Source organism: Amorphus sp. MBR-141 (assembly GCF_053628695.1).
Genome location: NZ_JBRJGW010000028.1, coordinates 19837 through 46821, shown reverse-complemented (window position 1 = coordinate 46821; position 26985 = coordinate 19837). Strand labels below are relative to the sequence as shown.

At 67.9% G+C, this 26985-nt stretch carries 23 protein-coding genes; 12 read left to right on the top strand and 11 right to left on the bottom strand.

Annotated elements, in window-relative coordinates; genetic code table 11:
- Positions 1–2192 (bottom strand): S8 family serine peptidase (locus ACSSVZ_RS24875; RefSeq protein ID WP_453973482.1); only part of this gene is annotated, 2192 nt, incomplete at its 3' end.
- Positions 2193–2653: 461 nt separating this feature from the next.
- Positions 2654–3535 (bottom strand): LysR family transcriptional regulator, encoded by an 882-nt coding sequence (locus tag ACSSVZ_RS24870; protein WP_453973484.1) that lies wholly within the window; start codon positions 3533–3535, stop codon positions 2654–2656.
- Between the two features lie 257 nt (positions 3536–3792).
- Here ACSSVZ_RS24870 and dctP point away from each other — a divergent pair, with 257 nt between their 5' ends.
- From dctP to ACSSVZ_RS24845, 5 genes are all read left to right on the top strand, one after another.
- Positions 3793–4770 carry a TRAP transporter substrate-binding protein DctP gene (dctP, locus tag ACSSVZ_RS24865; RefSeq protein WP_453973481.1) on the top strand — a complete coding sequence of 326 codons (978 nt, stop codon included), beginning with the start codon at positions 3793–3795 and terminating at the stop codon, positions 4768–4770.
- Positions 4771–4839: 69 nt separating this feature from the next.
- Positions 4840–5346: a TRAP transporter small permease gene (locus tag ACSSVZ_RS24860; protein WP_453973479.1), complete on the top strand. Its 507-nt coding sequence runs from the start codon at positions 4840–4842 to the stop codon at positions 5344–5346.
- A gap of 10 nt (positions 5347–5356) precedes the next feature.
- Positions 5357–6670, top strand: coding sequence for a TRAP transporter large permease (locus ACSSVZ_RS24855; protein ID WP_453973478.1), 1314 nt, complete (start codon positions 5357–5359; stop codon positions 6668–6670).
- Positions 6671–6732: 62 nt separating this feature from the next.
- The gene (locus tag ACSSVZ_RS24850) at positions 6733–8517 is read left to right on the top strand and encodes a thiamine pyrophosphate-binding protein (protein ID WP_453973477.1); all 1785 of its coding nucleotides are present in this window, start codon (positions 6733–6735) and stop codon (positions 8515–8517) included.
- A gap of 51 nt (positions 8518–8568) precedes the next feature.
- On the top strand, positions 8569–9297 hold the full coding sequence (locus ACSSVZ_RS24845) for a class II aldolase/adducin family protein (RefSeq protein WP_453973476.1): 729 nt from the start codon (positions 8569–8571) through the stop codon (positions 9295–9297).
- A 189-nt stretch (positions 9298–9486) separates the two neighbouring features.
- Here ACSSVZ_RS24845 and ACSSVZ_RS24840 read toward each other — a convergent pair whose 3' ends face one another.
- Entirely contained in the window at positions 9487–10191 is a 705-nt protein-coding gene (locus ACSSVZ_RS24840; RefSeq protein ID WP_453973474.1) for a GntR family transcriptional regulator, read from the bottom strand.
- A gap of 229 nt (positions 10192–10420) precedes the next feature.
- On the opposite strand from ACSSVZ_RS24840, the gene ACSSVZ_RS24835 reads away from it, so the two are divergent.
- Positions 10421–11644 (top strand): iron-containing alcohol dehydrogenase, encoded by a 1224-nt coding sequence (locus tag ACSSVZ_RS24835; protein ID WP_453973473.1) that lies wholly within the window; start codon positions 10421–10423, stop codon positions 11642–11644.
- A gap of 143 nt (positions 11645–11787) precedes the next feature.
- Here the strand turns inward: ACSSVZ_RS24835 and ACSSVZ_RS24830 are convergent, their stop codons facing one another.
- Positions 11788–12732 carry a LysR family transcriptional regulator gene (locus ACSSVZ_RS24830; protein ID WP_453973472.1) on the bottom strand — a complete coding sequence of 315 codons (945 nt, stop codon included), beginning with the start codon at positions 12730–12732 and terminating at the stop codon, positions 11788–11790.
- A gap of 284 nt (positions 12733–13016) precedes the next feature.
- Here ACSSVZ_RS24830 and ACSSVZ_RS24825 point away from each other — a divergent pair, with 284 nt between their 5' ends.
- From ACSSVZ_RS24825 to ACSSVZ_RS24800, 6 genes are all read left to right on the top strand, one after another.
- On the top strand, positions 13017–13469 hold the full coding sequence (locus ACSSVZ_RS24825; RefSeq protein WP_453973471.1) for a TRAP transporter small permease subunit: 453 nt from the start codon (positions 13017–13019) through the stop codon (positions 13467–13469).
- On the top strand, positions 13466–14752 hold the full coding sequence (locus ACSSVZ_RS24820; RefSeq protein ID WP_453973470.1) for a TRAP transporter large permease: 1287 nt from the start codon (positions 13466–13468) through the stop codon (positions 14750–14752). Before ACSSVZ_RS24825 ends, ACSSVZ_RS24820 begins: the two co-directional genes overlap by 4 nt.
- A gap of 27 nt (positions 14753–14779) precedes the next feature.
- Entirely contained in the window at positions 14780–15778 is a 999-nt protein-coding gene (locus ACSSVZ_RS24815; RefSeq protein WP_453973468.1) for a TRAP transporter substrate-binding protein, read from the top strand.
- Positions 15779–15981: 203 nt separating this feature from the next.
- A complete protein-coding gene (gene araD1, locus ACSSVZ_RS24810; RefSeq protein WP_453973466.1) occupies positions 15982–16980 on the top strand; it encodes an AraD1 family protein in 999 nt (332 codons plus the stop codon).
- 121 nt (positions 16981–17101) lie between these two features.
- Positions 17102–18235, top strand: a complete 1134-nt coding sequence (locus ACSSVZ_RS24805) for an iron-containing alcohol dehydrogenase (protein WP_453973464.1) — start codon at positions 17102–17104, stop codon at positions 18233–18235.
- Positions 18236–18390: 155 nt separating this feature from the next.
- Positions 18391–19827: an aldehyde dehydrogenase family protein gene (locus ACSSVZ_RS24800; protein ID WP_453973463.1), complete on the top strand. Its 1437-nt coding sequence runs from the start codon at positions 18391–18393 to the stop codon at positions 19825–19827.
- 206 nt (positions 19828–20033) lie between these two features.
- Here ACSSVZ_RS24800 and ACSSVZ_RS24795 read toward each other — a convergent pair whose 3' ends face one another.
- From ACSSVZ_RS24795 to urtA, 7 genes are all read right to left on the bottom strand, one after another.
- Positions 20034–20369, bottom strand: coding sequence for an FmdB family zinc ribbon protein (locus ACSSVZ_RS24795; protein WP_453973462.1), 336 nt, complete (start codon positions 20367–20369; stop codon positions 20034–20036).
- A gap of 153 nt (positions 20370–20522) precedes the next feature.
- A complete protein-coding gene (gene fmdA, locus ACSSVZ_RS24790) occupies positions 20523–21752 on the bottom strand; it encodes a formamidase (protein ID WP_453973461.1) in 1230 nt (409 codons plus the stop codon).
- Positions 21753–21841: 89 nt separating this feature from the next.
- Entirely contained in the window at positions 21842–22531 is a 690-nt protein-coding gene (urtE, locus tag ACSSVZ_RS24785) for an urea ABC transporter ATP-binding subunit UrtE (RefSeq protein ID WP_453973459.1), read from the bottom strand.
- A 122-nt stretch (positions 22532–22653) separates the two neighbouring features.
- Positions 22654–23415, bottom strand: a complete 762-nt coding sequence (gene urtD / locus ACSSVZ_RS24780; RefSeq protein ID WP_453973458.1) for an urea ABC transporter ATP-binding protein UrtD — start codon at positions 23413–23415, stop codon at positions 22654–22656.
- 13 nt (positions 23416–23428) lie between these two features.
- The gene (urtC, locus tag ACSSVZ_RS24775) at positions 23429–24571 is read right to left on the bottom strand and encodes an urea ABC transporter permease subunit UrtC (RefSeq protein WP_453973457.1); all 1143 of its coding nucleotides are present in this window, start codon (positions 24569–24571) and stop codon (positions 23429–23431) included.
- Positions 24572–24581: 10 nt separating this feature from the next.
- Positions 24582–25508 (bottom strand): urea ABC transporter permease subunit UrtB, encoded by a 927-nt coding sequence (urtB, locus tag ACSSVZ_RS24770; RefSeq protein ID WP_453973456.1) that lies wholly within the window; start codon positions 25506–25508, stop codon positions 24582–24584.
- Positions 25509–25635: 127 nt separating this feature from the next.
- A complete protein-coding gene (gene urtA / locus ACSSVZ_RS24765; protein ID WP_453973455.1) occupies positions 25636–26907 on the bottom strand; it encodes an urea ABC transporter substrate-binding protein in 1272 nt (423 codons plus the stop codon).
- Positions 26908–26985: the final 78 nt, after the last annotated feature.

Here is a 26985-nt window from a genome sequence, read left to right as displayed (position 1 = left end):
GCGGGCTGGGCGAGCGCGGCGAAGCTGCCGGCCACCGTCGGCGCCTGGACGAACACGAAGCTCTGGCCGAGGCTCGGGGTGAAGGTGTTGGTGGCCGCCCCCGCGATGCCGCGCAGCACCGGCGCCAGCGTGCCGCCGGCGGTGAACACCGAGCCGGCCCCCTGCACCAGGATGCGGTCGAAGTTGCCGGCGCCGTTGCCGGTGCCCGGCCCGTCGACCTCGATGGCCGTGGTGGCGGTCGACGTCAGCGTCACGTCGCCGGTGACGGTGAGCGTGCCGGGCGAATTGCCCGGCGCGAGCAGGCCGGCGACGGTGATGTTGGACACCACCGCCCCGGTGCCGGCGAGCGTGCCGCCCTGGTTGACGGCCAGGGTGGGCGTCACCAGCGAGCCGTCGACCGACAGCGTGCCGTCGTCGACGGCGGAGCTTTGCTGGAAGCTGGCGTCGCTGAGGACGGAGAGCGTGCCGGAACCGACCTTGTCGAGGCCGCCCTGGCTGGTGAAGTCGACGATCCAGGTGGTGTCGGAGCCGCCCGCGCCGACCGTGTAGGTGCCCGTCCCGGTCATGCCGACGGGCCCGACGGCGAGCGCCCGGTCGAGGCGCACCAGGCCCCAGCCGTAGACCGCATCGACGCCCGGCGCGCCCAGGTCCTGGGCCGTCAGGAACAGGATCTCGACGATCTCCGACGGGCTGAACGTCGGATAGGCCTCGATCAGAACCGCGATCGCCCCCGCAACGTTCGGCGCCGCCATCGACGTGCCGCTCATGTACTTGTAGCTGTTCTCAGGCACCGTCGAGTAGATGCCCCGGTCGCCAGGCAGGCCCGTCTCCGGAAAGTAGGGGGCCGGCTGGTCGCCGCCCGGCGCCGAGACGCACCATTCCCGGGCGACGCCGCACATCTGGGAATAGCTGGCGAGCTGGTTGTAGGCGTCGAGCGCGACCACCACGACGATGCGGCCGCGGGCGATGCCGTCGGACGCCTCCGCAGCCGCGAGCGCGGCTGCCGAGGTGAAACTGAGATCGAGACCGCTGCCGTGGTCGTCGTAGACGAGCGCCCCGACGGAATTGGTGGCGCTCTGGTTGGCCGGCTGAACGAACGGATAGAGACCGCCGCCGCTCGGGTTTTCCGAGTAGATCGGGCTTTCGAGGCGGGAATTTCCGGCGGCCATGACGATGATCTGGCCGGCGTCGAGGTTCCTGCGCATCGCCTGCGCCTCGGTCAGGTACGTCGACTGCGTCTCCGCGCTGCCCAGGTCCCAGGTGGTCGAGCCGTCGGCGGTATTGGGGCCGAAGCTCCCGTTGATCACCCGGACGTCCCGGAACTGGGAGAGATAGTTGAAAGCCTTCACCCAGGCGTAGTCGCTTCCCCCGATCGGGCTGCAGTCCTCATAGGGACCGCAACGCTCCAGGTCGAACGCCGATACAATGCCCTCGTCACCGACGACGTTGCCGCCCTGGGTGATCGCCTTGACCGCCAGAATGGTCGCGCCGGGTGCCACGCCCTGCATGCCGAAGCCGTTCTGACCGGCGCCGATGATGCCCGACACGTGGCTGCCGTGTTCGCCCTGGTCCAGCGAATCGGTGGGCGACTGGGTGAAGGCGTTGTCGATCTCCTCTTCCGTGGAGATCGGACACGTGGACGGGTCGCGGTTCTGGCAGACGACGGCGTTGTCCAACCAGTAGAGGAAGCTGGTGGAGCGCGGGTCGATCCGCCCTGCGAACTCGGGATGCACCGATCCGTCCGGGCGCATGTCGATGCCGGTGTCGATGACGCCGACGACCACGCCCTTGCCCGTCAGGCCCTTCGCGAGTGCGGCGTCGACGTGCATCGCCTCGAGGCTGTAGTTGCGCTGGTACTCCGTCAGCGACGCCAGCGGGATGGCCGCATTGCCCCCGGGATAGGGCGTCGGGTTCGCCTGCGGCAGGCCGCCGCTTCCGGCGGCTGCCGCCGGTTCGATGCCGGACAGCGAGGAGGCCGGATAGGCGGCCGCAAGGGACCGGCCGGCGGAGACCGCCCGGCCGATCGCCGCCGCGAGGTCCGGCCGCAGACCGACGGCTTCCGCGGCGACCGCGTCCGCCCGATCGGGCGTCAGCCGAACGTTCTCGACGACGCTGGCGATCAGCGAGCGGTCGCCGAAGTCGGCAGCCTGGGAGAGGGCATTGCGGAGGGGGCTGGCTGCAGGTTCCGGCACGGGTGGTGATGACTGGGCGAGCGCCGCCGGGGTCCCCGAAAGCAGTCCAGCCGCCAGCCAAACGGCCGCAACCCCGTGCGCAAGAACGCCGCTCCGCATCGCCACCCACCCTGCATCGGACACCAGCCGATCACCACACGGCAATCGGCCAAGTCTCTGTTATCGGATCCGAAATTGCGTCAGAGCGACGCCTGGTGCGAATACGTGAGTCCACCCGCCGGCGACAATGTCCTTTGACACGATTCGGTCGGTCGCAGACGAAGAAGGAAGGCACCGTCTCCCAAATGCAACAGTCGGCGGCACGACACCCGGGCAGGCGGATCTGTGCTCTAGGCCAGCGGACCTGACGGAACCCGCTCGCTTCGTCGAGCGTGGTCGGCCGCGCCCGTCCCTCGATGTTGCCCGGCTTCGGCACGGGGCCGCGCGGCTCCGACAGGATCGATGGGAGCCCCCTGGAGACGTCAGCCCCGAAGCTTGGCGTGCCGCTTCACGAGCTCCTCGCTGAGCTCGAGCACGGCGCGTGACATCGGGCGATCGGACCGTCGCACGAGCCCGCGCGATACCGTGTAGTCCTCGACCGGTCCGCCGGAGAGCACGCCGCTGGTCACATCCTCCTCGAGGGCGGACCGGGAGGCGACGAAGCAACCGACCCGCGCCAGGATCAGATCGCGGATCACCTGCCAGGCGTTGGTCTCCAGCACGATGTTGGGGGTCAGTCCGGCCAGGCCCATTCGCCGCTCGAGTTCGATACGGACCCCGTGAGGCCGGCGCGAGATCATCAGGGGCAGCCGCACCACCTCCTTGAGGCTGAAGGGCGTTCCAGCCGGACACGTCTCCGGAGGGGTGAACAGCCACATGGGCTCCTCGAACAGCCGGTGAATGACGAGATCGGGGTGCGGCGGCGGGGTCGTCACGATCGACAGGTCCAGGCCGTGCCCCAGAACCGCCTTGAGGAGGGAATCGCTCGACGCTTCCTCCAGCACGACCGAAACGCTCGAATACTTCGCAAGGAAATCGATCAGCGGGCTGAGCACCGTGGACCGCGCGAGCGACGGTGGACAGCCGAGCCGGACGGTGCCCGTGGGCGTTTCCGCGCGCGACAGCAGCTCCAGCTTGGTTTCCTCGATGGTGCGGAGCAGGAAGCGCGCGCGTTCCAACAGGAGCAGGCCGGCCTCCGTCAACTCCACCCCACGGCCGTGGCGCAGGAGCAGCGCCGACCCGATCTCGTGTTCCAGATTGCGGATCTGCCGGCTGAGCGCCGGCTGGGCGACGCCAAGCCTGACCGCCGCCGCGGTGAAGCTGCCGGTCTCCGCGATCTCGGCGAAATATTCGAGCTGGGCGATCTTCAGCGGACCCGTCCTTCTGCCGTCACCGTTGGTCGCCCCGACAAGGTATATCAGAACAGCATCGATTGGATGCTCAAATCATATTTGTCGCATGGCTCATTGCGGCATGACACTCGTGTGACCTGGAGGGCCCCGTCGCGCGAGCGCATCGGGCCGATGGGGGACCGAGGCCAGAGGGGAATGCGTGCGGCAGGCAAGCCGCACCGGAGCAACGGCCAAGCGTCCAAGTGCGGAAGCCAAACTGGGAGAGTTCCATGAAGCGATTGGCAATCTTGGCCGCCCTGTGCGCGGCGTGCGTCGGCGGCGCACCACTGGCCGCGTCGGCACAGGAAACGACGCTGAAGGCCGCCTATTTCATTCCGGCGGGCGACTCGCTCTTCCGCAAGGCCTTCGAGGACTTCGTCGCGGCGGTGAACGAAAAGGGCGCGGGCCTCGTCAAGATCGACGGCATCGTCGGTCCCGAGGCGCTTCCGCCGGCGCAGCTGGGCAGCGCCATGCGCAGCGGCATTGTCGACATCATCGGCGTTCCGCCGAGCTATCTGTCCAGCCTCGTTCCGGGCATCGAGGGGCTCAGCCAGCCGTCCATCGACCTTGCCGAGATGCGCACCAACGGCACGTGGGACGCGCTCACGAAGGCCCTCGCCGAGCGCGCCAATGCCTATCCGCTGGCACACTTCGGCGACGTCTCCTTCCACATCTTCTCCAACAAGCCGATCGAGTCCGTCGACGACCTGAAGGGCATGCGCGTTCGCACCACCAACACCTACCGCGCGTTCCTCGAGGCGGCCGGAGCGATCCCGGTCTCAACGTCCCGCGGCGAGATCTACACCTCCCTCGAGCGCGGGGTGGTCGACGCCTACATCAACATCCCCTCCGAAGTGAAGCCGAACGGCTGGCAGGAGGTCACCAAGTACCGGATCGATCCGGGCTTCTATGCCTCCACCGTGCTGATCGCCATCAACCTCGACACCTGGAACAAGCTCTCCGACGCGCAGAAGGCGTTCATGGAGGACATGGGCGCCTACACGGAGTCCGAGATCGCCCAGTCCCTGGTCGACGGCGATGCGGCGGCGGCCGACGACCTCGCCAGCGAAGGCATGGAGGTGATCACCCTCGACGAGGCGGAGGGCGACAAGCTGCGCACCCTCGCCTACGAGGCGTCGTGGGACAACATCGTGGAGCAGGCGCCGGAGTTCGGCGCCGAGCTGCGCGAGCTGATCTACAAGCCGTAGCGCGCGCCGGACCGGCGGCCAGTCCCGCCGGTCCCCCACCCCCTCCCCAACCTCGCGAAGGATGCGCGGATGTCCCGTGGCTATCACCGTCTCCTCGACGTGCTCGAATACATCCCGGGCCTGCTGATCGGCATCATCGCGCTGGCGATCGGCCTCGACGTCCTTCTGAGGAACCTGGGCTTCGTCGGCCTGAAGGGGATGATCGAGCTGATCGAGTACGCGCTGTTCGCGCTGACCTTCATCGGCATCACGCCGGCGCTGCGGCGCGGCGCCCACGTGTCCGTCGACATCCTCCTGATGAAGCTGCGCGGACCATCCCGCCGCATCCTGCTGCTCGTGACCCGCACGCTGAGCGTGCTCATCGCCGCAATGGTCTGCCTCGCCGCCTGGGTCGCGCTGCGCGACGCGATGTCGTCCGGGGCGATGATCTACAAGAACTTCATCTTCCCGGAGTGGGTCCTGTTTGCCGTGATCCTGGGGGGAATGCTGCTCTTCACCATCGAATGCCTGCGCCAGCTTGCCCGGCGGGACGCTGAAGACGCGGACGACGCTCCCCACGAAACCATCTCGGTTTGAGGCCCGCCCGATGAGCTGGGAAGCCGCCTTTCTCCTTCTGATGGCCGCCGTGATGGTCCCCATGTTTCTGGGGGTCCCCGTCGCGCTCGCCTTCTTCGGCGCGAACGTCATCGGGGCGCTCATCTTCTTCGGCGGAGAGGCTGGCCTCGCCCAGCTCGCCCGGAATTCCTACGAAGGGCTGATCAACTTCTCGCTGTCACCGATTCCGATGTTCGTCCTGATGGGCGAGATCATGTTCCAGACGGGCGTTGCGTTTCGGGCCATCGACGCGATCGACCGGCTGATCTTCCGGGTGCCGGGCCGCCTGTCGCTCGTCGCCGTGTCCTGCGGCACGGTGTTCGCGGCCCTGTCGGGATCGTCGATGGCCAACACTGCGCTGCTCGGCGGCACGCTGATCCCCGAAATGAGCCGGCGCGGCTATCATCCGGGGATGTCGCTCGGCCCGATCCTCGGGTCCGGCGGGCTGGCCATGCTGATCCCGCCGTCGTCGATGGCGGTGCTGCTGGGCAGCATGTCCGGCATCTCGATCACCGGCATCCTGCTCGGCGGCATCCTGCCGGCACTGATCATCGCCGGCCTCTACGTGACCTACATCATCGTGCGCTGCAGCCTCAATCCGGCGCTCGCACCGGTCTACGACGCGCCGCCGATGACCGCCTGGGAGCGCGTCCGGCCGTTCCTGGTCTACGTGCTGCCGCTGATGTCGCTCTTCGTACTGGTGGTGGGCAGCATCCTGACCGGGTTCGCGACGCCGACGGAATCCGCGGCACTCGGCGCGATCGGCGCCGTCATCGCCGCGGCCTGCTACCGCTGCCTCAGCTGGAAGGCGCTCAACAAGGCGCTCGTCCAGACCGGAAAGATCACCGTCACGATCTTCTTCATCATCGCCGCCTCGCTGACCTTCTCGCAGATCCTCGCCTTTTCCGGCGCCACCGGCGGCATGCTCTCGCTGCTGAACTCCTTCGAGCTCACCCCGCTCGTGGTGGTGCTTGGCATGCTGATCGTCGTCCTGATCCTCGGCTGCCTGATGGATCCGCTCTCGATCATCCTGATCACCCTGCCCTTCTTCATCCCCCTTGTCCGCCAGGTGGGTGTCGAACCGGTCTGGTTCGGCGTCCTGATGCTGGTCGCACTCGAGGTCGGGCAGACGACGCCTCCCTTTGGCCTGCTCCTGTTCACCATGAAGAGTGTCGCGCCGCCGAGCACGACGATGCGCCAGATCTACATGGCGGCGGCGCCCTTCACCCTCATGCAGATGATCGCGATCGCGCTGATCGTGGCGTTTCCGCTGCTGGGAACGTGGCTGCCGAACCTCTCCCGATGACCGATCCCGAGACCTCCTTTTCAGCGGTGGAGCCATCTGCCGCCGCCCCTGCGGAGAGCAACATGCGCGTGCCGAACGACATCGAGCGCCCCTTGCCGACCGATGCCGACAGCCACTGGGGAAGCGACGCGATCGCGGCCCTGCTGCGCGACCTCGGCCTGAAGTACGTGGCGTTCAATCCGGGGGCGAGCTTCCGCGGCCTGCACGACAGCCTCGTCAACTTCAACGGAAACCGCGACCCGCAGATGCTGCTTTGTCTGCACGAGGAGACCGCGGTGGCGCTCGCCCAGGGATACGCGAAGGTCACCGGCGAACCGATGGTCGCCATCCTGCACTCCAATGTCGGCCTGCTGCATGGCTCGATGGGCATCTTCAACGCCTGGGTCGACCGGATGCCGATGCTGGTGCTCGGCGCGACCGGACCGGTCGATGCGGCGAAGCGGCGACCCTGGATCGACTGGATCCACACCGCCCAGGACCAGGGCGCCATGGTCCGCCCGTTCGTGAAATGGGACGATCAGCCGGCATCCGTACCGGCGACGCTGGAGGCCGTCCTGCGCGCCAACCTCCTCGCCCGGACGGCGCCCCACGGACCGACCTATGTCTGCATGGACGCCACGGTCCAGGAAGAGGCGCTTTCCGCCCTTCCCGCCATGCCGGACGTGAAGCGGTTCATGCCGCCGGCCCCGGCGCGCCCCGGCCGGGAGGCCGTGGCAGCGGCCGCCCACCTCCTGAAGTCCGCCCGTGCGCCCGTGATCCTCGCCGGCCGCGTCACGCGCTCCGGCGGCGGATGGCGGCGCCGGGTCGCGCTTGCCGAGACGCTTGGCGCCCGTGTGATCAGCGATCTGAAGACCGCGACGAGCTTTCCGACCGACCACCCGCTCCACGCCGGCGCGCCCGGCTATTTCCTCGATCCCGATGCCCGGGCGGCCGTGCGCGACGCCGACGTGATCCTGAGCCTGGACTGGATCGATCTGGCAGGCACGCTGAAGACGGTGTTCGGCAGCGACGGACCTTTGGGCGCACGCATCGTCCAGGCATCCATCGACCACACGCTCCATGGCGGCTGGAGCAAGGACCACCAGGCACTGCCGCCCGTCGATGTCCATCTGGCGAGCGATGCCGATGCCGCCGTTGCCGATCTCTGCGACTCACTTGGCATCGTCACGCCGGCCGAGACGGCGATCGAAGATCTCCCGACGGCGCCGATCCAGACCGACGTCGATCCGGCCGAACGCATGGATGTGCCGGGCCTCGCCGCCGCATTGGGGCGCGGCCTGGAAGGAGAGACGGTAACATTCGCCAAGCTGCCGCTTGGATGGGACGGCGCGCTCTGGCATTTCCGCCACCCGCTCGACTATCTCGGCGGCGACGGAGGCGGCGGTCTCGGGTCGGGCCCCGGCATCGCCGTGGGGGCCGCACTCGCGCTCAGAGGCTCGGGACGCCTGCCTGTGGCGGTCCTCGGCGACGGCGATTTCCTGATGGCCTCCTCCGCCCTTTGGACCGCCGCGCACTACGAGATTCCCCTCCTCGTCGTGGTCTGCAACAACGCCGCCTTCTACAACGACGAGGTGCATCAGGAGCGCATGGCGCGCGAACGCGGGCGCCCCGTCGAGAACAAGTGGATCGGTCAGCGGATCGCAAATCCCGAGGTCGACATCACCGGCCTCTCACGGTCTTACGGGGCCGATGCGATCGGGCCGGTCTTTACCGGCGATGACCTTGCCGATGCGGTCGCGCAAGGGATTCGCGTCGTCCGGCAGGGGCGCGTCTGCGTCATCGAGGCCCGCGTTCTTCCGGGCTACTCGAAGGCGATGGCGACCAGCCTCAACCGTAAGCCCTCCTGAGCGACGCGCCCCGCGTCACCGCTCCAACACGATCTTGCGAGGCAACCGCCAATGCCCACCGCCGACCGACCGGACGATCTGCTCGCCGACCTCGCCCGCGCGTCCCGCATCCTGGAGATGGAGGGCCACGGCGACATGACGCTCGGCCACCTCTCCCTGCGCGATCCGCACGGCCGCGGCCTCTGGCTGAAGCGCAACGCCGCCGGTCTCGGCGAAATACAGGGTCCCGACGATTTCATCCTGATCGACTTTGCCGGCAATCAGCTTGCGGGTGACGGGGGGCGCCATTCCGAATGGGTCATCCACAGCGAGCTTCTGCGGGCGAGACCGGACGTGCAGGTCGCCGCCCACACCCATCCGTTCCATGCCTGCGTCTTTTCGGCCTCGCCGGATCCGCTCCTGCCGTTCACCCTCGACGCGGACTACTTCGCCGAACTGCCCCGGCACGAAGGCACGGCAGCGCTCATCAACACCCCGGAGCTCGGTGCCGACCTCGCGGCGGCCCTCGGCCCCACCGCCTTCGCGATCATGATGGCCAACCATGGGGTGACCTTCTGCGGCACGTCGATCCCGCACGCCACGATGATCGGCGTGTTCCTGGAACGGGCCTGCCGGGCGCACGTGGTCGGCAGCGGATCGGGCATGACCTGCGCGTTCCCCGACGCGGCCGAACGCGCGCTCCGGCACCGCCAGATCATGCAGCCGACCCACATCGCGCATTCCTGGAACTACTACGTCCGCAAGCTCCAGGATCGGAGGGCAGACGCCGGGATGCCATAGAGGCCGGCTCTCATCCGAGAGCGAGGAAGGCGGCCCCGCGGGCGACGTCGACCCGGGGTCCGGCCCAGGCATCCGGCGAAGCCGAAGTGGCGCGGCCGGCGGCCTGAACGACCGGAGCTGGCACAACCGCCTCCCCGCCTCCGCGGTCCTTCACGTGCTCTGCGGCCCGATGTGGCGCGTTCCTGACCCTCATTCGAACGCCGGCAGAAGCCTCTGGCGGGAGCGCTCGATGTGCTCCCGCATCGCTTCCTGCGCCGCGTCGCCGTTCCGATTGGCGAACGCCTCCAGCAGCTTTTCGTGCTCGTCGAGGGCTTCTTCGGTGACGCTGCTGTGAAACATCAGACGGAAGATGTGAAAGTGGGTGTGCTGCCCGGCGAGGGTGTGCCGGATCAGCTCGTTGCCCGCGAACTCCATGATCTTGTCGTGGAACACCGCGTCGTCGCGGGCGAAGGCCGAATAGCGCATGCGATCGTCGCCGAAGCGCCGCCGCGACATGACCCCCGCCACCCCCTGCAGGAACGTCAGCTTCTCGTCGTCCATCCGCAGCGCGGCGCTGCGGGCGGCGTCGGTCTCCAGCAGCAGGCGGAGCTCGTAGAGCTCGTCGAAGTGACGCCGGGAGATCTGCGGGGCCGCGCTGTAGCCGACGAGGTGCGTCTTGACGACAAGCCCCTCCCGCTCCAGGCGGCTGAGCGCTTCGCGGATCGGGGTCTGCGATACGTTGAGCTCGCGGGCGAGGGCGTCGACGGTGATGCGCGCGCCGGGAGCAATCCTCAGTCCGAGGAGCTGCCCGTACAGAACCTCGTAGACCTCGTGCGCCAGCGCCTGCGGGCGGCTGATTCCGCTGGCGCCCTCCAGCTCCGGGGATTTCCGGTCGTGCGGTGTCGGCGTCGACATGCGGGCCCTCTTGACTTGCCTCGGTGATAGCCGGAGGCTGTGGTCAGTACAATCAAATATCCTATCGGATTTTATATCAGCCTTGCTCATCCCTGGGAACGATGCCGCATCGGGCATGGAGACGGAGCGCTCCCGGGGGCGTCGGCCGACCGCAACCGCTTCGACCCGGATCCCGAGCTGCCCTGACCCGCCTCGGGTGCACCAGCTCCAATGCATGAGGGCTGCATTCATGACACTCTTTGCCGTCGCGCGACTGCCGCGCGAGATCCTGTTCGGCAGCGGCCAGAGGTCCGTGATAGGGCGTGTGGCCGCTCGATATGGCTCCCGGGCTCTCGTCTGCACGGACCAGCGCTTTGCGGCGACGGCGACGTTCGCCGAGATCCTCGCGAGCCTGGAAAGCGCCTCGCTGACGGTCGACGTCTTCGATGACGTCGAGCCCGACGTCCCCTACGACGCGGTTGGGCCGTTCGTCGATCGCGTGCGGTCCTTCGGTGCCGATCTCGTCATCGGAATCGGCGGCGGCAGCTGTCTCGACATGGCCAAGTGCGCGGCGCTTCTGCTCCGCCACGGCGGGACGCTTCGCGACTACTACGGCGAGTTCAAGGTTCCGGGCCCGACGCTGCCCGTCATTGCGCTGCCGACGACTGCGGGCACGGGCTCGGAGGTCACTCCCGTCGCCGTCGTCTCCGACTCCAGCCGCACGCTGAAGGTCGGCATCTCCAGCCCTCATTTGGTGCCGGTCGTCGCCATCTGCGATCCCGATCTGACCTCCACGTGCCCGCCGTCGCTCACCGCGATCGCCGGCGCCGACGCGCTCACCCACGCGATCGAAGCCTTCACCGCCGTCCGGCGTACGCCCCATGCGGATCTCGCCCAGGACCACGTCTTCGTCGGCAAGAACGATCTGAGCGACCACTTCGCGCTGCAGGCCATCGGCCTGCTTGGGGGTCACCTTGGCAGGGCATGCGCGGACGGCGGCGACGCGGTGGCCCGAGCGAGCGTCATGATGGGCGCGCTGCTGGCGGGCTGCGCCTTCGGGACCGCAGGGACCGCGGCGGCCCATGCCATCCAGTATCCGGTCGGGGCGCTGACCGGGACGCCCCACGGCCTCGGGGTCGCAACCCTGCTCCCCTACGTCATGACCTACAACCGCCCGGCCGCCACGGCCGAGTTCGCGGCCATCGCAGACGCCCTCGGCGTCGGCACGGCCGGCTGGGCGCCGGAGGCGAAGGCCGACGCGGCCATCGCCGAGGTCGCCCGCCTGTTTGCCGGCATCGGGATTGCGCCGACGCTGGAAGCTCTCGGGCTTGAGCGCGACCGGCTGGACTGGACGGCGGAGCAGGCCATCGGGATCGACCGCCTGATCAAGAACAACCCCCGCCCCCTGGATGCAAGCGCCATGAAGCGGCTCGTCCGCGCGGCATACGAGGGCGACCTCGCCGCAGCGGCCTGATCCCCGGAGGCCGTCCGGATCGGACCGGACCCGCGGACGCCGTGCCGGCCGTCGATCACATGGGCGCCGCAAGCGACAGCTGGGCTGCCGCCGACGGCAGGCCGGCACCTGCTCCGGGTCTTCCGCGCTGACGAGCCGGCCCGTCAGGCTGGCGCGAAGCCGGCCGGGTCGATCGCGGCAAACTCCTCGATGAACAGTTGCGCACTGGGGGGAAGCGTCCGGTCGCGATGGGTCACGAGATAATAGGGCTCGCTGCGGGTCTTCAGCGTGATGGGCAGGATCGTGATCATCCCGAAGGCGGCGAAGAACTCCGCCGCGTCGGTCGACAGCAGGGCGATGGTCGACCGGTTTCGCTGGATGACCGACATGACGGCGAAGGCGGAGGTCGTCTCGACGACGTTCATGGGAAACTGGATGCCGGCGTCGTCGAATTCGCGTTCGAGGTATCGGCGCATCGGCATGTTCGCGGCGCAGACGATCCACGGGCAGTCCGAGAAATCGGCCAGTTCGAGATCGTTCGCCCCCGCCAGCGGATGCGCCACGTTCGCGATCACCGCCAGTTCCTCCTGCCTCACGTTCACCGCGTTGTAGGCATCGCGCCGGTGGCTGATGCTCGTGCGGCAGATCGCGGCGTCGAGGCGCCCGTCGTCGAGCATGTGCAGAAGGCCCTCGCTGGTGCCTTCGATGATCTGGACCGAGAGCGCCGGCTGCTTGACCAGAAGCCGCGACAGGACCTCCGTCGTCAACGGCACGGCCCCCATGATGGTGCCGACGGCGAGCCGGCCGCCATAGCCGTTCAGGATGCCGTTCATCTCCTCCCGGAGATGCGCGAGGTCGGTGTAGATCAGCCGGGCATAGCGGATGACGCAATGCCCGACCTCGTTGGGCTCGAGCCCGCGGTTGGTGCGGACGAACAGCGTTTCCCCCAGCGCCGCTTCGATCTCCTGCAGGGCCTTCGTCGCGCCAGGCTGGCTCAGCGCAACCTGCTCGGCCGCCTTCAGGATGGAGCCATGGTCATCGATCGCGACGAGCAGCCGGAAATGTTTCACCCGCAGCCGCGAGACCATTGAGTTCAGCGATGGGAGCATTGCTATAACCAGCCTTTATAGTGCTATCGGGAAGGTTCATTAGCCATCGCCGGCGCCGGCAGCTTAGTCTGCAGGACGATCAGCCGAAGCGTAAGAAGAATCTCATTTGCTGTCGACGCCTGCGGCATATTCTGCAACGACGCTAGCAAATAAGGCTATATCAAAAGAGAAGGCTCAGAAAAGGGCCGCCTTTGAGGAAACGTTTCCGAAGCTGAGGGGTCGCCGGAATGCGGACGGGAGTATTTCGTCTATTGGAGCACCTTCTGGTGCTCGGAATGTCCGTGATGAGCCTGATGGTTCTGTTGAACGTCGTCCTGCGTTACGGCTTCAATTCGGGCATCCCGTTCTCGGTGGAAGTCTCCCGGCTGATCTTCGTGTGGGTGGTCTTCATCGGCAGCGTCATCGCGCTCAAGGATGGCGCCCATCTCGGCGTCAGCTGGTTCATCGAGGCCTTCCCGAAGCCGGTGCGCCTGGTCTGCCTCTGGGTCAGCCACGCGCTGATGCTCTGGTGCTGCTGGCTCCTGTGGCAGGGCAGCTGGATCCAGACGGTCGTCAATCTGAACAACTACGCGCCGATCTCCGGCATTTCGGTCGGCACGATGTACGCCGCCGGACTGTTCGCGTCGGTGTTCTTCGCGCTCATCCTCCTGCGCAATCTCTGGCGCTCGCTTCGGCCGGAGCGCCTTGAGGCCGCGCCATCCGACGGCGCATCGCCCCGAGGGGGCGCCGAGCGATGACGGCACTGGTTTTCCTCGGCTCGCTGCTCGGGGCGATCGGCATCGGCATGCCGATCGCGTTCGCACTCATGGTGTGCGCCGTCGCCATGATGCTGCAGATGGGCAACCTCAACGCCCAGATCCTCGCCCAGAAGCTGGTCGACGGTGCCGACAGCTATCCGCTGATGGCGATTCCGTTCTTCCTGCTCGCCGGCGAACTGATGAACGTGGGCGGCCTCTCCCGGCGCATCGTGAACGCGGCGATGAGCCTGTTCGGTCACTTCCGCGGCGGGCTCGGCTACGTGGTGATCGGCACCGGCGTCCTGCTTGCGAGCCTGTCCGGCTCGGCGATCGCCGACACCGCGACGCTGGCCGTCATGCTGCTGCCGCTGATGCGCGAGGCGGGCTACAACGTCGGCCGATCCTGCGGCCTGATGGCCGCCACGGGGATCATCGCGCCGATCATTCCGCCGTCGGTCGGCTTCATTCTCCTCGGCGTCACGGCCAACCTGTCGATCACCCGCCTGTTCATGGCCGGCATCGTCCCCGGGCTTCTGATGGCCGCCGCGCTGATCGCCGCCTGGTGGTGGGTGTCCGGCCGCGACGGAACCCAGCCCATGCCGCGCCGCTCGGGGCGCGAGGTCTGGCAGTCCGTCCGGGCGGCCTCGTGGGCGCTGGTGATGCCCGTGATCATCGTCGGCGGCCTCAAGTTCGGCGTCTTCACGCCGACCGAAGCCGGCATCATCGCCGCCGCCTATGCGCTGCTGATCAGCCTGGTCGTCTACCGCGAGATGGACCTCGGCGATCTCTACGCGGCGATCCTCAATGCGGCGAAGACGACCTCCGTCATCATGCTCCTCGTCGCCGCGTCGATGGTGTCGGCGTGGCTGATCACCATCGCCAACATTCCGGGTCAGGTCGTGGGCCTGCTGCGGCCGTTCGCAGACACGCCGACGCTGCTGATGCTGCTGATCGTCTGCGTCGTGCTGGTGATCGGCATGGTGCTCGATTTCACCCCCGCCATTCTCATCCTGATCCCCGTGCTGATGCCCGTCGTGAAGACCGCCGGGATCGACCCCGTCTACTTCGGTGTCGTCTTCATCATGGCGTCGGCGATCGGGATGATCACGCCTCCCGTCGGCGTGGTGCTCAATGCGGTCTGCGGGGTCGGCAAGGTCCCGATGGAGGTGGCCGTAAGGGGGCTGGTTCCCTTCCTCATCGCGGAGGTCGCGATCCTGCTCCTGCTCATCGTCTTCCCGGCCATCGTCACCGTTCCCACCGGAATTCTGACGGGACGCCACTGACCACAATCAAAAAAAGGGAGAAATGCAATGAAACGCCTGAGGATCACCACGCTCGCAGCCGGCCTGGCCTTCGCCGCCACCACGATGGCCGCCCAGGCCGAAGTTCGGCTCGGCTACGTCCCGATCGAATCCCACCTGGTCGGCCAGGCGGTCCAGCGCTTCGCCGAGCTCGTCGGCGAGAAGAGCGACGGCCGGCTCAAGATCGACACCTATTCGAGCGGCACGCTTGGCAACGAGCCGCAGCTGCAGTCGTCCCTGCAGGGCGGCTTCGTGCAGCTGATGGTCGGCCCGACCTCGAACCTGGTCGGGGCCGTGCCGGCGTTCGGCATCTTCGACCTGCCCTTCTTCTACGCCGACTTCGACGCCGTCGACGCGGTGATGGACGGCCCGGTCGGCGACGAGCTGTTCAAGCGCCTCGAAGACATCGGCATCGTCGGCCTCGCCTACTGGGACAACGGCTTCCGCCACATGACCAACGCCGTCCGGCCGATCGAGACGGTGGAGGACATCAAGGGCCTCAAGATCCGCGTCATCCCGAATCCGCTGTTCATCGAGACGTTCCAGGCCGTCGGCGCGAACCCGGTGCCGCTGCCCTATCCGGAACTCTACAACGCGCTGGAAAGCGGCGCCGTGGAGGCGCAGGAGACCCCTGTCGGGCTGACCTATTCCGACAAGTTCTACGAAGTGACGAAGTACCTGACCCTGACGGGGCACGTGTACAGCCCCTACGTGCTGCTCGCGAGCAAGTCCTGGTTCGACAGCCTTTCCGACGCCGACAAGGCGATCGTCATGGAGGCGGCCCAGGAAACCGAGGCCTATCAGCGCGGCCTGTCCCGGGATGCCGCGGACAACATCGCCCACACGCTCCTCGTCGACGAGGGCATGGAAGTCACCTCGCTCTCCGACGAAGAGCAGGCGAAACTCCGCTCCGCCGTCGAGCCGGTGATCGAGAAGTTCTCCAACAACATCGGCCCCGACCTCATCGCCCAGGCCCGCGAGGACATGGCGAAGGCCAAGTCCCAGTAAGGTCGGCTTCGACCTGGCCGGGGGCGGGCGCCGCCCGTTCCCGGCACATCTCCCACTCCCCTGACATCCGGCCCGAAGCCGGCGCCGATCGGGCGCGACCACGCCCCGGTCACGGTGAATCGCGCCGGCACCACCCTCTCCCGTCACGGCTCCGACAGTCGATCGTCCGCCCGGACCGTGCGCCAGCCAAGGAAGAATGACCGATGCGCTTGATCCAGTTCGAAGCCGACGACCGGGCGCGCGCCGTCGGTCTGGTCGACGGCGACGCGATCCGCCGCGTCCAGGGCGTTGCCACGATGCGCGAGCTTGCCCTGAACGCCATCGCCAATGGCCGGTCGCTTGCCGCCGAAGTGGAGGCCGCCGGAACCGGCGCCTCGTTCGACTACGATACCCTCCTCGACGAGCAGCGCGTGCTGCCGCCCCTCGATCACGAGGATCCGGCCCACTGCCTGATCGCCGGAACGGGCCTCACCCACCTGGGCAGCGCCGCGGCCCGCGATCAGATGAACCAGAAGGTCAAGGAGGACGGAGAGGCGGCCCTCACCGACTCCATGCGGATGTTCAAGTGGGGCGTCGAGGGCGGCCGCCCGTCCGACGGCAAGCCCGGGGTTCAGCCGGAGTGGTTCTACAAGGGCGACGGCTCGATCGTGGTGCGTCCGGGCGCGCCCTATCCCGTCCCCGCCTTCGCCGACGACGAGGGCGAGGAGCCGGAAGTGGTCGGCCTCTACGTCATCGCCCCTGACGGCCATCCGCACCGGCTGGGCTTCGCCATCGGCAACGAGGCGACCGACCACGTCATGGAGAAGAAGAACTACCTCTATTTGCCCCATGCCAAGCTGCGCCACTGCTCGTACGGACCCGAGCTGCGGGTCGGCGAGCTGCCGCGTCACATCGAGGGCGAGGTCCGGATCCGGCGCGGCGGCGCGGTCATCTGGGAGAAAAGCTTCCCGACCGGCGAGGACAACATGTGTCACTCGCTTGCCAACCTCGAGTTTCATCATTTCAAGTACGAACAGCACCTGCGGCCGGGCGACGTGCACGTCCAGTTCATGGGCACGTCGGTGGCCTCCTTCGGCGATGGCATCCGGACCGAGGATGGAGACGTGTTCGAGATTGCGATCCCCGGCTTTGGCCGGCCGCTGGTGAACGGCACGCAGCGGACCCCCGTGCGCATCGACTTCTCGGCGGTCAAGGGTCTCTGAGCCGGCGTGGACGGGCGGGGCCGCCTCCGCCGCTGACGGCGCCTGAGGCTTGAATGGCCGGGCGGGCGCTCCATGGCCCCGCACCCGCCCGGCAGGTTCGCAGAACAGCGGGAGAGCTGACATGGCATTGATCACCTACCTGACCCGCATCCAGTTCGAGGCGGGAGCGATCCTGATCCTCGCCTCCGAGCTGGAGATGCTCGGCGTGACGGCGCCGCTCGTCGTCACCGACCCGGGCATCGTCAACGCCGGGCTGGTCGCCCGGGTGATTTCCGCAGCCGGCCTGCCCGCGGATACCCCCGTCTTCGACGGGACGCCCGAAAACCCGACCGAGGCGGCGGCCCACGCCGCGGTTGCGCTGTTCCGCGAGCGGAAATGCGACGGTGTGATCGGGCTCGGCGGAGGCTCGCCCATCGATCTCGCGAAGGCGGTGTCCCTGCTCGCCAGCCACCCGGGGCCGCTGGAGCAGTATGCGGTGATCCTCGGCGGCCTCGGCCGCATCACGGCGGACAAGCCGCCGGTGATCGCCATTCCGACCACGGCGGGCACCGGCAGCGAGGTCGGCCGCGCCGCGCTGATCACGCTCGAGGACGGGCGCAAGCTCGGCTTCATCTCGCCGTTCATGATCCCCGACGTCGCGCTTTGCGACCCCGAACTGACGCTCGGCCTGCCGCCGTACCTGACCGCCGCGACGGGGCTGGACGCCATAACCCACTGTATCGAGACCTATCTCAGCCCGCGCTTCAATCCGCCCGCCGAGGCGATCGCGCTGGACGGGCTTCGCCGGGCGGGACGGGCGCTGCGGCGCGCGGTGGCCGACGGCGGCGACCTGGAGGCGCGCAGCGAGATGATGATGGCTGCCCTCGAGGGCGGCATGACGTTCCAGAAGGGGCTGGGCGCGGTTCACTCGATCTCCCACCCGATGGGCGGCCTCAAGGGGACCCGCCTCCATCACGGCACCATCAACGCCGTACTGCTTCCGCCGGTGCTGCGCTTCAACGAATCCGCGGCGGGCGGCAAGTATCCGGCGCTTGTCGAGGCCTTCGGGCTGGCTCCCGGCGCGGACCTGGCCAGCGCGATCGAGGCGCTCAACGCCGACCTCGGGCTGCCGAAGACCCTGTCGGAGATGGGCGTGCCCGAGGCGTCCCTGCCCGCGGTCGCCGCGGCGGCGGTGAAGGACCATTCCACCCCGTCCAATCCCCGGCCGGTCGACGCGGACGATTTCCGGGCGATCATGGCCGCCGTCTGGGCCTGATCTTCCCCCCTTCCGCATGTCGCGGCCCGCCCCGCCGCAGGCGGGATCGCACTGTCCGCCGGACCGGGGCCTTCCTTCGACGGGCGCCTGACCCGCGCCGATCCGTGGATCGGCACCGGCGGCGCCCCACACAGCGACCGAGAAAGGACCACGAGATGGGCTTGCATGAGAACCTGATCGGCGGGGCGTGGGTTGGCGGCGAGGCCGTGCCCAACGTCAATCCGTCGAACACCGACGACGTGGTGGGCGACTACGCCCGCGGGACGGCGGCCGACGCCGACGCGGCCGTCGCCGCCGCCAGGGCCGCCTTCCCCGCCTGGTCACGCTCCGGCCTGATGGAGCGCCACGCGGTGCTGCGCAAGGCCGCCGACGAGATCTTCGCCCGCCGGCAGGAGCTCGGCCGGCTGCTGGCGCGCGAGGAGGGCAAGACGCTCGCCGAGGGCATCGGCGAGGCCGGCCGCGCCGGCCAGGTGTTCGAGTTCTTCGCCGGCGAGGCATTGCGGCTCACCGGCGAGAGCGTGCCGTCGGTGCGCCCCGGCGTCGGCGTCGAGGTGACCCGCGAGCCGGTCGGCGTCGTCGGCCTGATCACGCCCTGGAACTTCCCCATCGCCATCCCCGCCTGGAAGCTCGCGCCGGCGCTCTGCCACGGCAACACCGTCGTCCTCAAGCCGGCCGAGCTGACCCCCGGCTGCGCCTGGGAGCTGGCCGACATCCTGACCCGCGCCGGCCTGCCCGACGGCGTCCTCAACCTGGTCATGGGCCGGGGCTCGGTGGTCGGCCAGGCGATGCTCGATCACCCGGACGTCGACGCCATCTCGTTCACCGGCTCGGTCGCCACCGGCAAGCGCGTCGCCGCCGCCTGCGCGGCGCACATGCGCAAGGTGCAGCTGGAGATGGGCGGCAAGAACCCGATGGTGGTGCTCGACGACGCCGACCTCGACACCGCCGTGGACGCCTGCGTCAACGGCGCCTTCTTCTCCACCGGCCAGCGCTGCACCGCCTCGTCGCGGCTGATCGTGACGCAAGGCATCCACGACCGCTTCGTCGACGCCGTGGTGGCGCGCCTGAAGACGCTCTCCGTCGACGACGCCCTGAAGGACGGCACCCACATCGGCCCGGTGGTCGACCAGAGCCAGCTCGAGCAGGACGAGCGCTACCTCGTCATCGGCCGCGACGAGGACGGGGCGACCCTCGCCTTCGGCGGCGAGCGCCTCAACCGCGAGACGCCCGGCTTCTACCTGCAGCCGGCGCTGTTCACCGAGGCGACCAACGCCATGCGCACCTCCCGCGAGGAGATCTTCGGGCCGGTGGCGAGCGTCATCCGGGTGCGGGACTACGAGGAGGCGCTCGCCGTCGCCAACGACACCCCGTTCGGGCTGTCGGCGGGCATCTGCACGACCAGCCTGAAGCACGCCACCCACTTCAAGCGGGCCTCCGAGGCCGGCATGGTGATGGTCAACCTGCCCACCGCCGGCGTCGACTTCCACGTCCCCTTCGGCGGCCGCAAGGGATCCAGCTACGGCCCCCGCGAACAGGGCCGATACGCCCAGGAATTCTACACCACCGTCAAGACAGCCTACACGCTGGCGTGAGGCGAACCGCATGGACCGGACCGGCTATGCCGGCCCGGGGCATCCGCGAAGGGGCGGTCTTTCTTCCCGGCCATCCCGATCTCGCCATCGGCAAGCCGCCAACCGGCGGCGCGCGCAGGATTGCGGTGCCGCGACCGCCGGACTGACGGCTGCGCCGGCGCCCGCCCGCCGGCCCGGCCGCCGGTCGCGAGCGGCCGGACCGGCGGTCAGTGCGAGATCATCCAGGGCCGCCGCCCGACCAGGCTCTTGGAGCCGTCCGGCCGCACGATCGCCCCCGGCTTCTTCGTCTTCGACGCGCCCGCGCAGCAGCCGCAGCCCGGCCCGTGCTGGCTGGAGCGCTTCGGCGCGTGGGCCGAGCGTTCGTTGACGGCATGGGCGTTGCGTTTCGCCCCGTCCATCACGGCGAGGCGTGGCGCGGCGAGCATCACCCGCGGCGCCGGCCGGGCGCAGTCGGGGCAGGCGCACGGGTCGGCGTAGGCGCGCATCGGCTGCATCGCCGTGAACGCCCCGTGCTCGTCGCAGAGATAGTCGTAGATCGGCATGTCGTAGCCTCCTTCATTTCGAGGCGGAGAACCGGCGCCCGACCGTCCCGGTGCAAGCCAACCAGCGCGCGACCGCGCGCCGGCCGGTCAGGCCGCCCACCCGGAGCCGGTGAGCGAAGCGAACGCGGCGTGAGGGGAAACAGACCGCCCCGCTTACAGATCCGGGGCGAGCGGAATGTCGATCGATCCGTCGAGGTGCACGGTCGGGCCATCCTTGCCGGGCATCATGTCGAACGCGAAGATGTCGGTCGGCAGCCACAGCGTGGCGCAGGCGTTCGGAATGTCGACGACGCCCGAGATGTGCCCCTGGACAGGTGCCGTGCCGAGGATCGCGTAGGCCTGCGCGCCGGAATAGCCGAACTTCTTCAGGTACTCGATGGCGTTGAGGCACGCCTGGCGGTAGGCGATGTGCACGTCGAGATAATGCTGCTTGCCGGCCTCATCGACGGAGATGCCCTCGAAGATCAGGTAGTCGTCGTATTTCGGCACGATCGGCGAGGGCCGGAAGATCGGGTTCTTGATCCCGTATTTCGCCATGCCGCCCTTGATGAGGTCGACCTTGATGTGCAGCCAGCCGGCCATCTCGATGGCGCCGCAGAAGGTGATCTCGCCGTCGCCCTGGCTGAAGTGCAGGTCGCCCATCGAAAGCCCCGCCCCGTCCACGTAGACCGGGAAGTAGATCTTCGAGCCGCGCGACAGGTCCTTGATGTCGCAGTTGCCGCCGTGCTCGCGCGGGGGAACCGTCCGCGCCGCCTCGGCGGCGGCGGCGTCGCGTGCCTCGCCCTTCATCTGCCCCATGTGCGCCGACTGGGTGTTCGGCAGGGTCGCGAGCTCCGGCACCCGGTGCGGATCGGTGTCCACCAGCGCCTTCTCGCGGGTGTTCCACATGTCCAGCATCTTGCGGTCGGGCAGGCAGCCGATCAGGCCGGGATGGATCAGGCCGGCGTAGCGCACGCCCGGCACGTGCCGCGACTTGGTGAACATGCCCTCGAAGTCCCAGATCGACTTCTGGGCCTCGGGGAAGTGGTCGGTCAGGAAGCCGCCGCCGTTCTTCTTGGAGAAGAAGCCGTTGAAGCCCCACAGCATCTCTTCCTTGGCGCCGATGTCGAGGATGTCGACGACCAGAAGATCGCCCGGCTCCGCCCCCTTCACGCCGATCGGGCCGGAGAGATAGTGGACCTGCTGCAGCTCCACGTCGCGCACGTCGGCGGCGTCGTCGTCGTTGTTGATCTGCCCGCCGGTCCAGTCGTAGGTCTCGACGAGAAAGTCGTCGCCCGGCTCCACCCAGTCCGCCATCGGGATGTCCGGGTGCCAGCGGTTGTGCACCTTCTCGTTGGTGTGCGGGCTGTCCTTCAGGTCGACTTTGATCAGCGTGTTGGCCATTTGGGGTCCCCTTTTTCCCGGGTGGTGAGGCTCTTGAACGCGCCGGCCGGTCGGGCCGCGGCGCATACCATACGTTGTGACGGGCAGGTTCAGACAGACAGGAACTTCGACACCTTCGCCTCGTCGATGGTGGCGCGCGGGCTCTCGTGGACGATCTTGCCGTTCTCGATCACCAGCACGCGGTCGGCGACGTCGAGGGCAAACGAGAGCACCTGCTCGGAGACGACGATGGACAGGCCGCGCTCGTCGCGGATGCGCTTCAGGGTGCGGCCCATGTCGCGGATGATCGACGGCTGGATGCCCTCGGTCGGCTCGTCGAGGAGGAGCACCTTCGGCTTGGCCGCCAGCGCGCGGGCGACGGCGAGCTGCTGCTGCTGGCCGCCCGACAGGTTGCCGCCGCGCCGGCCCTTCATTTCCAGCAGCACCGGGAACAGCTCGTAGATGTTGTCGGGTACAGCACTCTCGCCGGTGACGGTGAGGCCGGTCTGGATGTTCTCCTGCACCGTCATGGTGGAGAAGATCATCCGGCCCTGGGGCACGTAGGCGATGCCGCTGGCGACGCGCCGGTAGCTCTTCATGCCGGTGATGTCGACGTCGCCGACGTTGACGGTGCCCGACTTGGTCGGGATCACCCCCATCATCGCCTTCATCAGCGTCGTCTTGCCCATGCCGTTGCGGCCCATGATGGCGACGATCTCGCCCGGCGCCACGGCGAGGTCGACGCCGTGCAGAACCTCGCTCTCGCCGTAGGCGACGTGCAGCGACTGGATGTTGAGCATGCGCGCTCTCCTCCTGGAGCATTTTCGGTCGGATCTTGGATCCGGCCGAAAAGGACGTGCTCCCACTCTTCAATCTGGGGCCGACGGCCGCCGCGCGGGCGGGTCCGTGCGGCCGGCCGGCGTCAGTGTCCGAGATAGACCTCGATCACCCGCGGATCGGACTGGACCTTGTCCATCGATCCCTCCGCGAGGATCTGGCCCTGGTGCAGGACGGTGACCTTGTGGGCGATGTCGGCGACGAACCCCATGTCGTGCTCGATGACGATCACCGCGTGGTCCTGGATGATGCGGTGGAGCAGGTCGGCGGTCTTCTTCCGCTCCGCCACCGACATGCCGGCCACCGGCTCGTCGAGCATCAGCAGCTCCGGCTTCTGGATCAACAGCATGCCGATCTCCAGCCACTGCTTCTGGCCGTGGGACAGGTGCGCCGACTTCTCGCCCAGGTGATCCTCCAGGAAGATCATCTCGGCCACCTCGTGGATCCGCGCGATGACCTCCGCGTCGCGCTTGAAGAACAGCGCGCCGAACACGTTGTGGCCCTTCGGATAGGAGAGCTCGAGGTTCTCGAAGACGCTCAGGTCCTCGTAGATCGACGGGGTCTGGAACTTCCGCCCGACGCCGGCGTGGACGATCTGGTCCTCCCGCATCTGGGTCAGCTCGTGGCCCTTGAACTTGACCGAGCCGCTGGTGGCGCGGGTCTTGCCGCAGATCAGGTCGAGCACGGTGGTCTTGCCGGCGCCGTTCGGCCCGATGATCACCCGGATCTCGTTCGGGTCGACGTAGAAGCTGACGTCGTTCACCGCCTTGAAGCCGTCGAAGGAGACGGTCAGCCCCTCGACGGCGAGGAGGAAGTCGGTGCCGTGGGCGGTCGTCGGAGTGGTCATGGGTGCCCTCCCCTCACTCGGCCGGGGTTTCGGAGGCCGCGACGGACCGGCCGACGGGCGTCCCGGAGGGCCGGCGCAGCAGCCGCTTCACGTGCGGCTCGACGTAGTCGGCGTAGAGACCGGCGAGGCCCTGCGGGAAGGCGAGCACCACGCCGATGAACAGCGCCCCCATGGCGAACAGCCAGAGTTCGGGGAAGCTCTCGGAGAAGGTCGTCTTCGCCCAGTTGACCAGCAGCGCCCCGTAGACGGCGCCGAAGATCGAGGTGCGGCCGCCGACGGCACAGAAGATCACCATCTCGATGGACGGCACGATGCCCACCAGCGTCGGCGACATGAAGCCCACCTGCAGGGTGAACATCGCCCCGCCGATGGCGGCGAAGGCCGAGCCCAGGCAGAACACGAAGATCTTGAAGTTCGCCACGTCGTAGCCGGAGAACCGCACCCGGTCCTCGCGGTCGCGGATGGCGATCATCAGGCGGCCGAGCTTGGAGCGGCGGACGAACTGGGCGATGAACAGGCAGCCGAACAGCAGCACCGCGTTGACGAAGTAGAGCACCAGCTTGGCGTCGTCGCTGCGGATGTCCCAGCCGTGCAGGGTGCGCAGGTCGGTGATGCCGTTGACGCCGCCGGTGAAGCCCTGCTGGCCGATGATCAGGATGGTCAGGATGGCGGCGATCGCCTGGGTGATGATGGCGAAGTAGACGCCGCCCACCCGCCGCCGGAACATCGCCAGCCCGATGATGAAGGCGAGGATGGTCGGCACCGCCACCACCGCGAAGAGGGTGAAGGGAAACGAGTGGAACGGCTCCCACCACCAGGGCAGCTGGGTCACCTGGTTCCAGTCCATGAAGTCCGGGATGCCCGGAGTGGACTGGATCGCCGTGTTCTCCGGCGACGAGGCCTCCAGCTTGAGGAACATCGCCATGCAGTAGCCGCCGAGGCCGAAGAACACGCCCTGGCCCAGCGACAGGATCCCGCCGGCGCCCCAGCACAGCACCAGGCCGAGCGCCACGAAGGCGTAGGTCAGATACTTGCCGAAGAGGTTCAGCCGGAACGCGTCGAAGCCGAGCGGGAAGACCACGAAGAGCAGCACGGCGAGGACGGCGAAGCCGGCGATCTCGGCGCGGGTGAAGGTGCGGTTGCCGAAGGTGGTCATGGTGCGGTCCTCAGCTGCGGATCTTGAGGCTGAAGAGGCCCTGCGGCCGCAGCATCAGGATGCCGACGACGGTCAGGAGGGTGAGAACCTTGGCCATCGAGCCGGAGAGGAAGAACTCCATGATCGACTGGGCCTGGCTGATGGAGAACGCCGAGGCGATGGTGCCGAACAGGCTGGCCGCGCCGCCGAACACGACGACCAGGAAGGTGTCGACGATGTAGAGCTGGCCGGACGACGGCCCGGTCGAGCCGATCATCGTGAAGGCGGCCCCCGCCACGCCGGCGATGCCGCAGCCGATGCCGAACGTCATGCGGTCGACGCGCTCGGTGTTGATGCCGACGGCCCCCGCCATGGTGCGGTTGAACATCACCGCGCGCACCTGCTTGCCCCAGCCGCTCTTCAGCATCAGCAGCGCCACCGCGACCGCGATCACGAACGTCAGCACCATCACGAAGATGCCGTTGATCGGCAGCTCGATCATGTCGGTGAGCGGCAGCGCGCCCATCATCCAGTCGGGGATCTGCACGCCGACCTCGCGCGCGCCGAAGACGGTGCGATAGGTCTGCTGGAGGATCAGGCTCAGGCCCCAGGTCGCCAGCAGCGTGTCGAGCGGCCGCCGGTAGAGGTGCCGGATCATCGCCCATTCCACCAGCATCCCCAGCGCCCCCGCCGCGAAGAAGGCCAGGATCATCGCGATGAAGAAGTAGATTCCGAACAGCCCGGGCAGGTAGGCGGAAAAGAAATTCGAACAGAGATAGGTCACGTAGGCGCCGAGGATCATGAACTCCCCGTGCGCCATGTTGATCACGCCCATCTGGCCGAAGATGATCGCCAGGCCCAGCGCCATCAGGACGAGAACGGAAAAGAGAATGAGGCCCGCGAACCCTTGCATGGCAAAGATCGCGACGAGCTCGCTGGAACTGTAGCCGTCGAACATGACCGGTGATCCTGATGGCGGAGCGACCGGTCCGCGCCGGCGAGCCGCGCGGACCTGCGAGGTACCCTGCCCCGCGGCGGACGGCTCCGGTGGTCTGGAGCGCGCCCTTGGCCGCGAGGGGAGCGGCTTACTGGTAGCCCTCCGGGAACGGATCCGGCTCGACCAGCTCCGAGGTCTCGAACACCACGTCGTACTGGCCGTCCGCGCGGGCGTGACCGACCCGGGTCTTCGACCAGAGATGATGGTTCTCGTGGATGCGCACGTAGCCTTCCGGCGCCTTGGTGAACTCCAGCCCCGGCGACGCCTCGCGCACCTTGTCGATGTCGAAGGATCCGGCCTTCTCCACCGCCATCTTCCACAGCCAGGGGCCCAGATAGGCGGCCTGGGTGACGTCGCCGATGACGATGTCCTGGCCCCACATGTCCTTGAAGGCCTTGACGAACTCCTGGTTGTTCTCGTTGTCGAGGCTCTGGAAGTACTTCATGCAGGCATAGGCGCCGACGATGTTCTCGCCACCGATGCCGAGGATCTCGTCCTCGGTCACCGAGATAGTCAGGAGGAGCGGATCCTCCTTGGTCATGTCGATGCCGGCCGCCTTCAGCTGCTTGTAGAAGGCGACGTTCGAGCCACCGACGACGATCGCGTAGATCACGTCCGGCTTCTTCAGGCGGATCTTGTTGATGACCGAGTTGAACTGGGTGTGGCCGAGCGGATAGTACTCCTCGCCCACCACCTTCAGGCCGAGCTTGTCCTCGATGTGCTTGCGCGCGATCTTGTTGGACGTGCGCGGCCAGATGTAGTCGGAGCCGAGCAGGTAGAAGCTCTCGGCGCCGCGCTCCTTCACCACCCAGTCGATGCCGGCGATGATCTGCTGGGTCGCCTCCTGGCCGGTGTAGATGACGTTCGGCGACTCCTCCAGGCCTTCGTAGAAGGTCGGGTAGTAGAGCATGCCGTTGTACTGCTCGAAGACCGGAAGCACCGCCTTGCGGGACGCCGACGTCCAGCAGCCCATCACCGACGCGACCTTGTCGTTGACGAGGAGCTTCTTGGCCTTCTCCGCGAAGGTCGGCCAGTCGGAGCCGCCGTCTTCCTGGATGAAGTCGATTTTCCGCCCCAGCACGCCGCCCTGGGCGTTGATCTGCGCGATGGCGAGCTTCTCGGCCTGGACCGAGCCGGTCTCCGAAATCGCCATCGTGCCGGTGACGGAGTGGAGGATGCCGACCGTCACCGTGTCGTCGGTGACGGCGAGGCCGGTCGTGTTCACCTTGGCCGTCGGATAGTCCTGAGCGCGCAGCCCCTTCGGCATGAACAGGGCGGCCGACAGGGCCGCCCCGCCCAGGAGAACATTTCGCCGGCTTACGGCCGGATTCAGTCCTGACGTCTTCTTCCCGTCGGTCATGACGCTCCTCTTCGCGGTGCTGGTGCAAAACTTGCTTGAGACCGGTTGGCGTCCGGCCGTTGATCGGAGCATCACCGC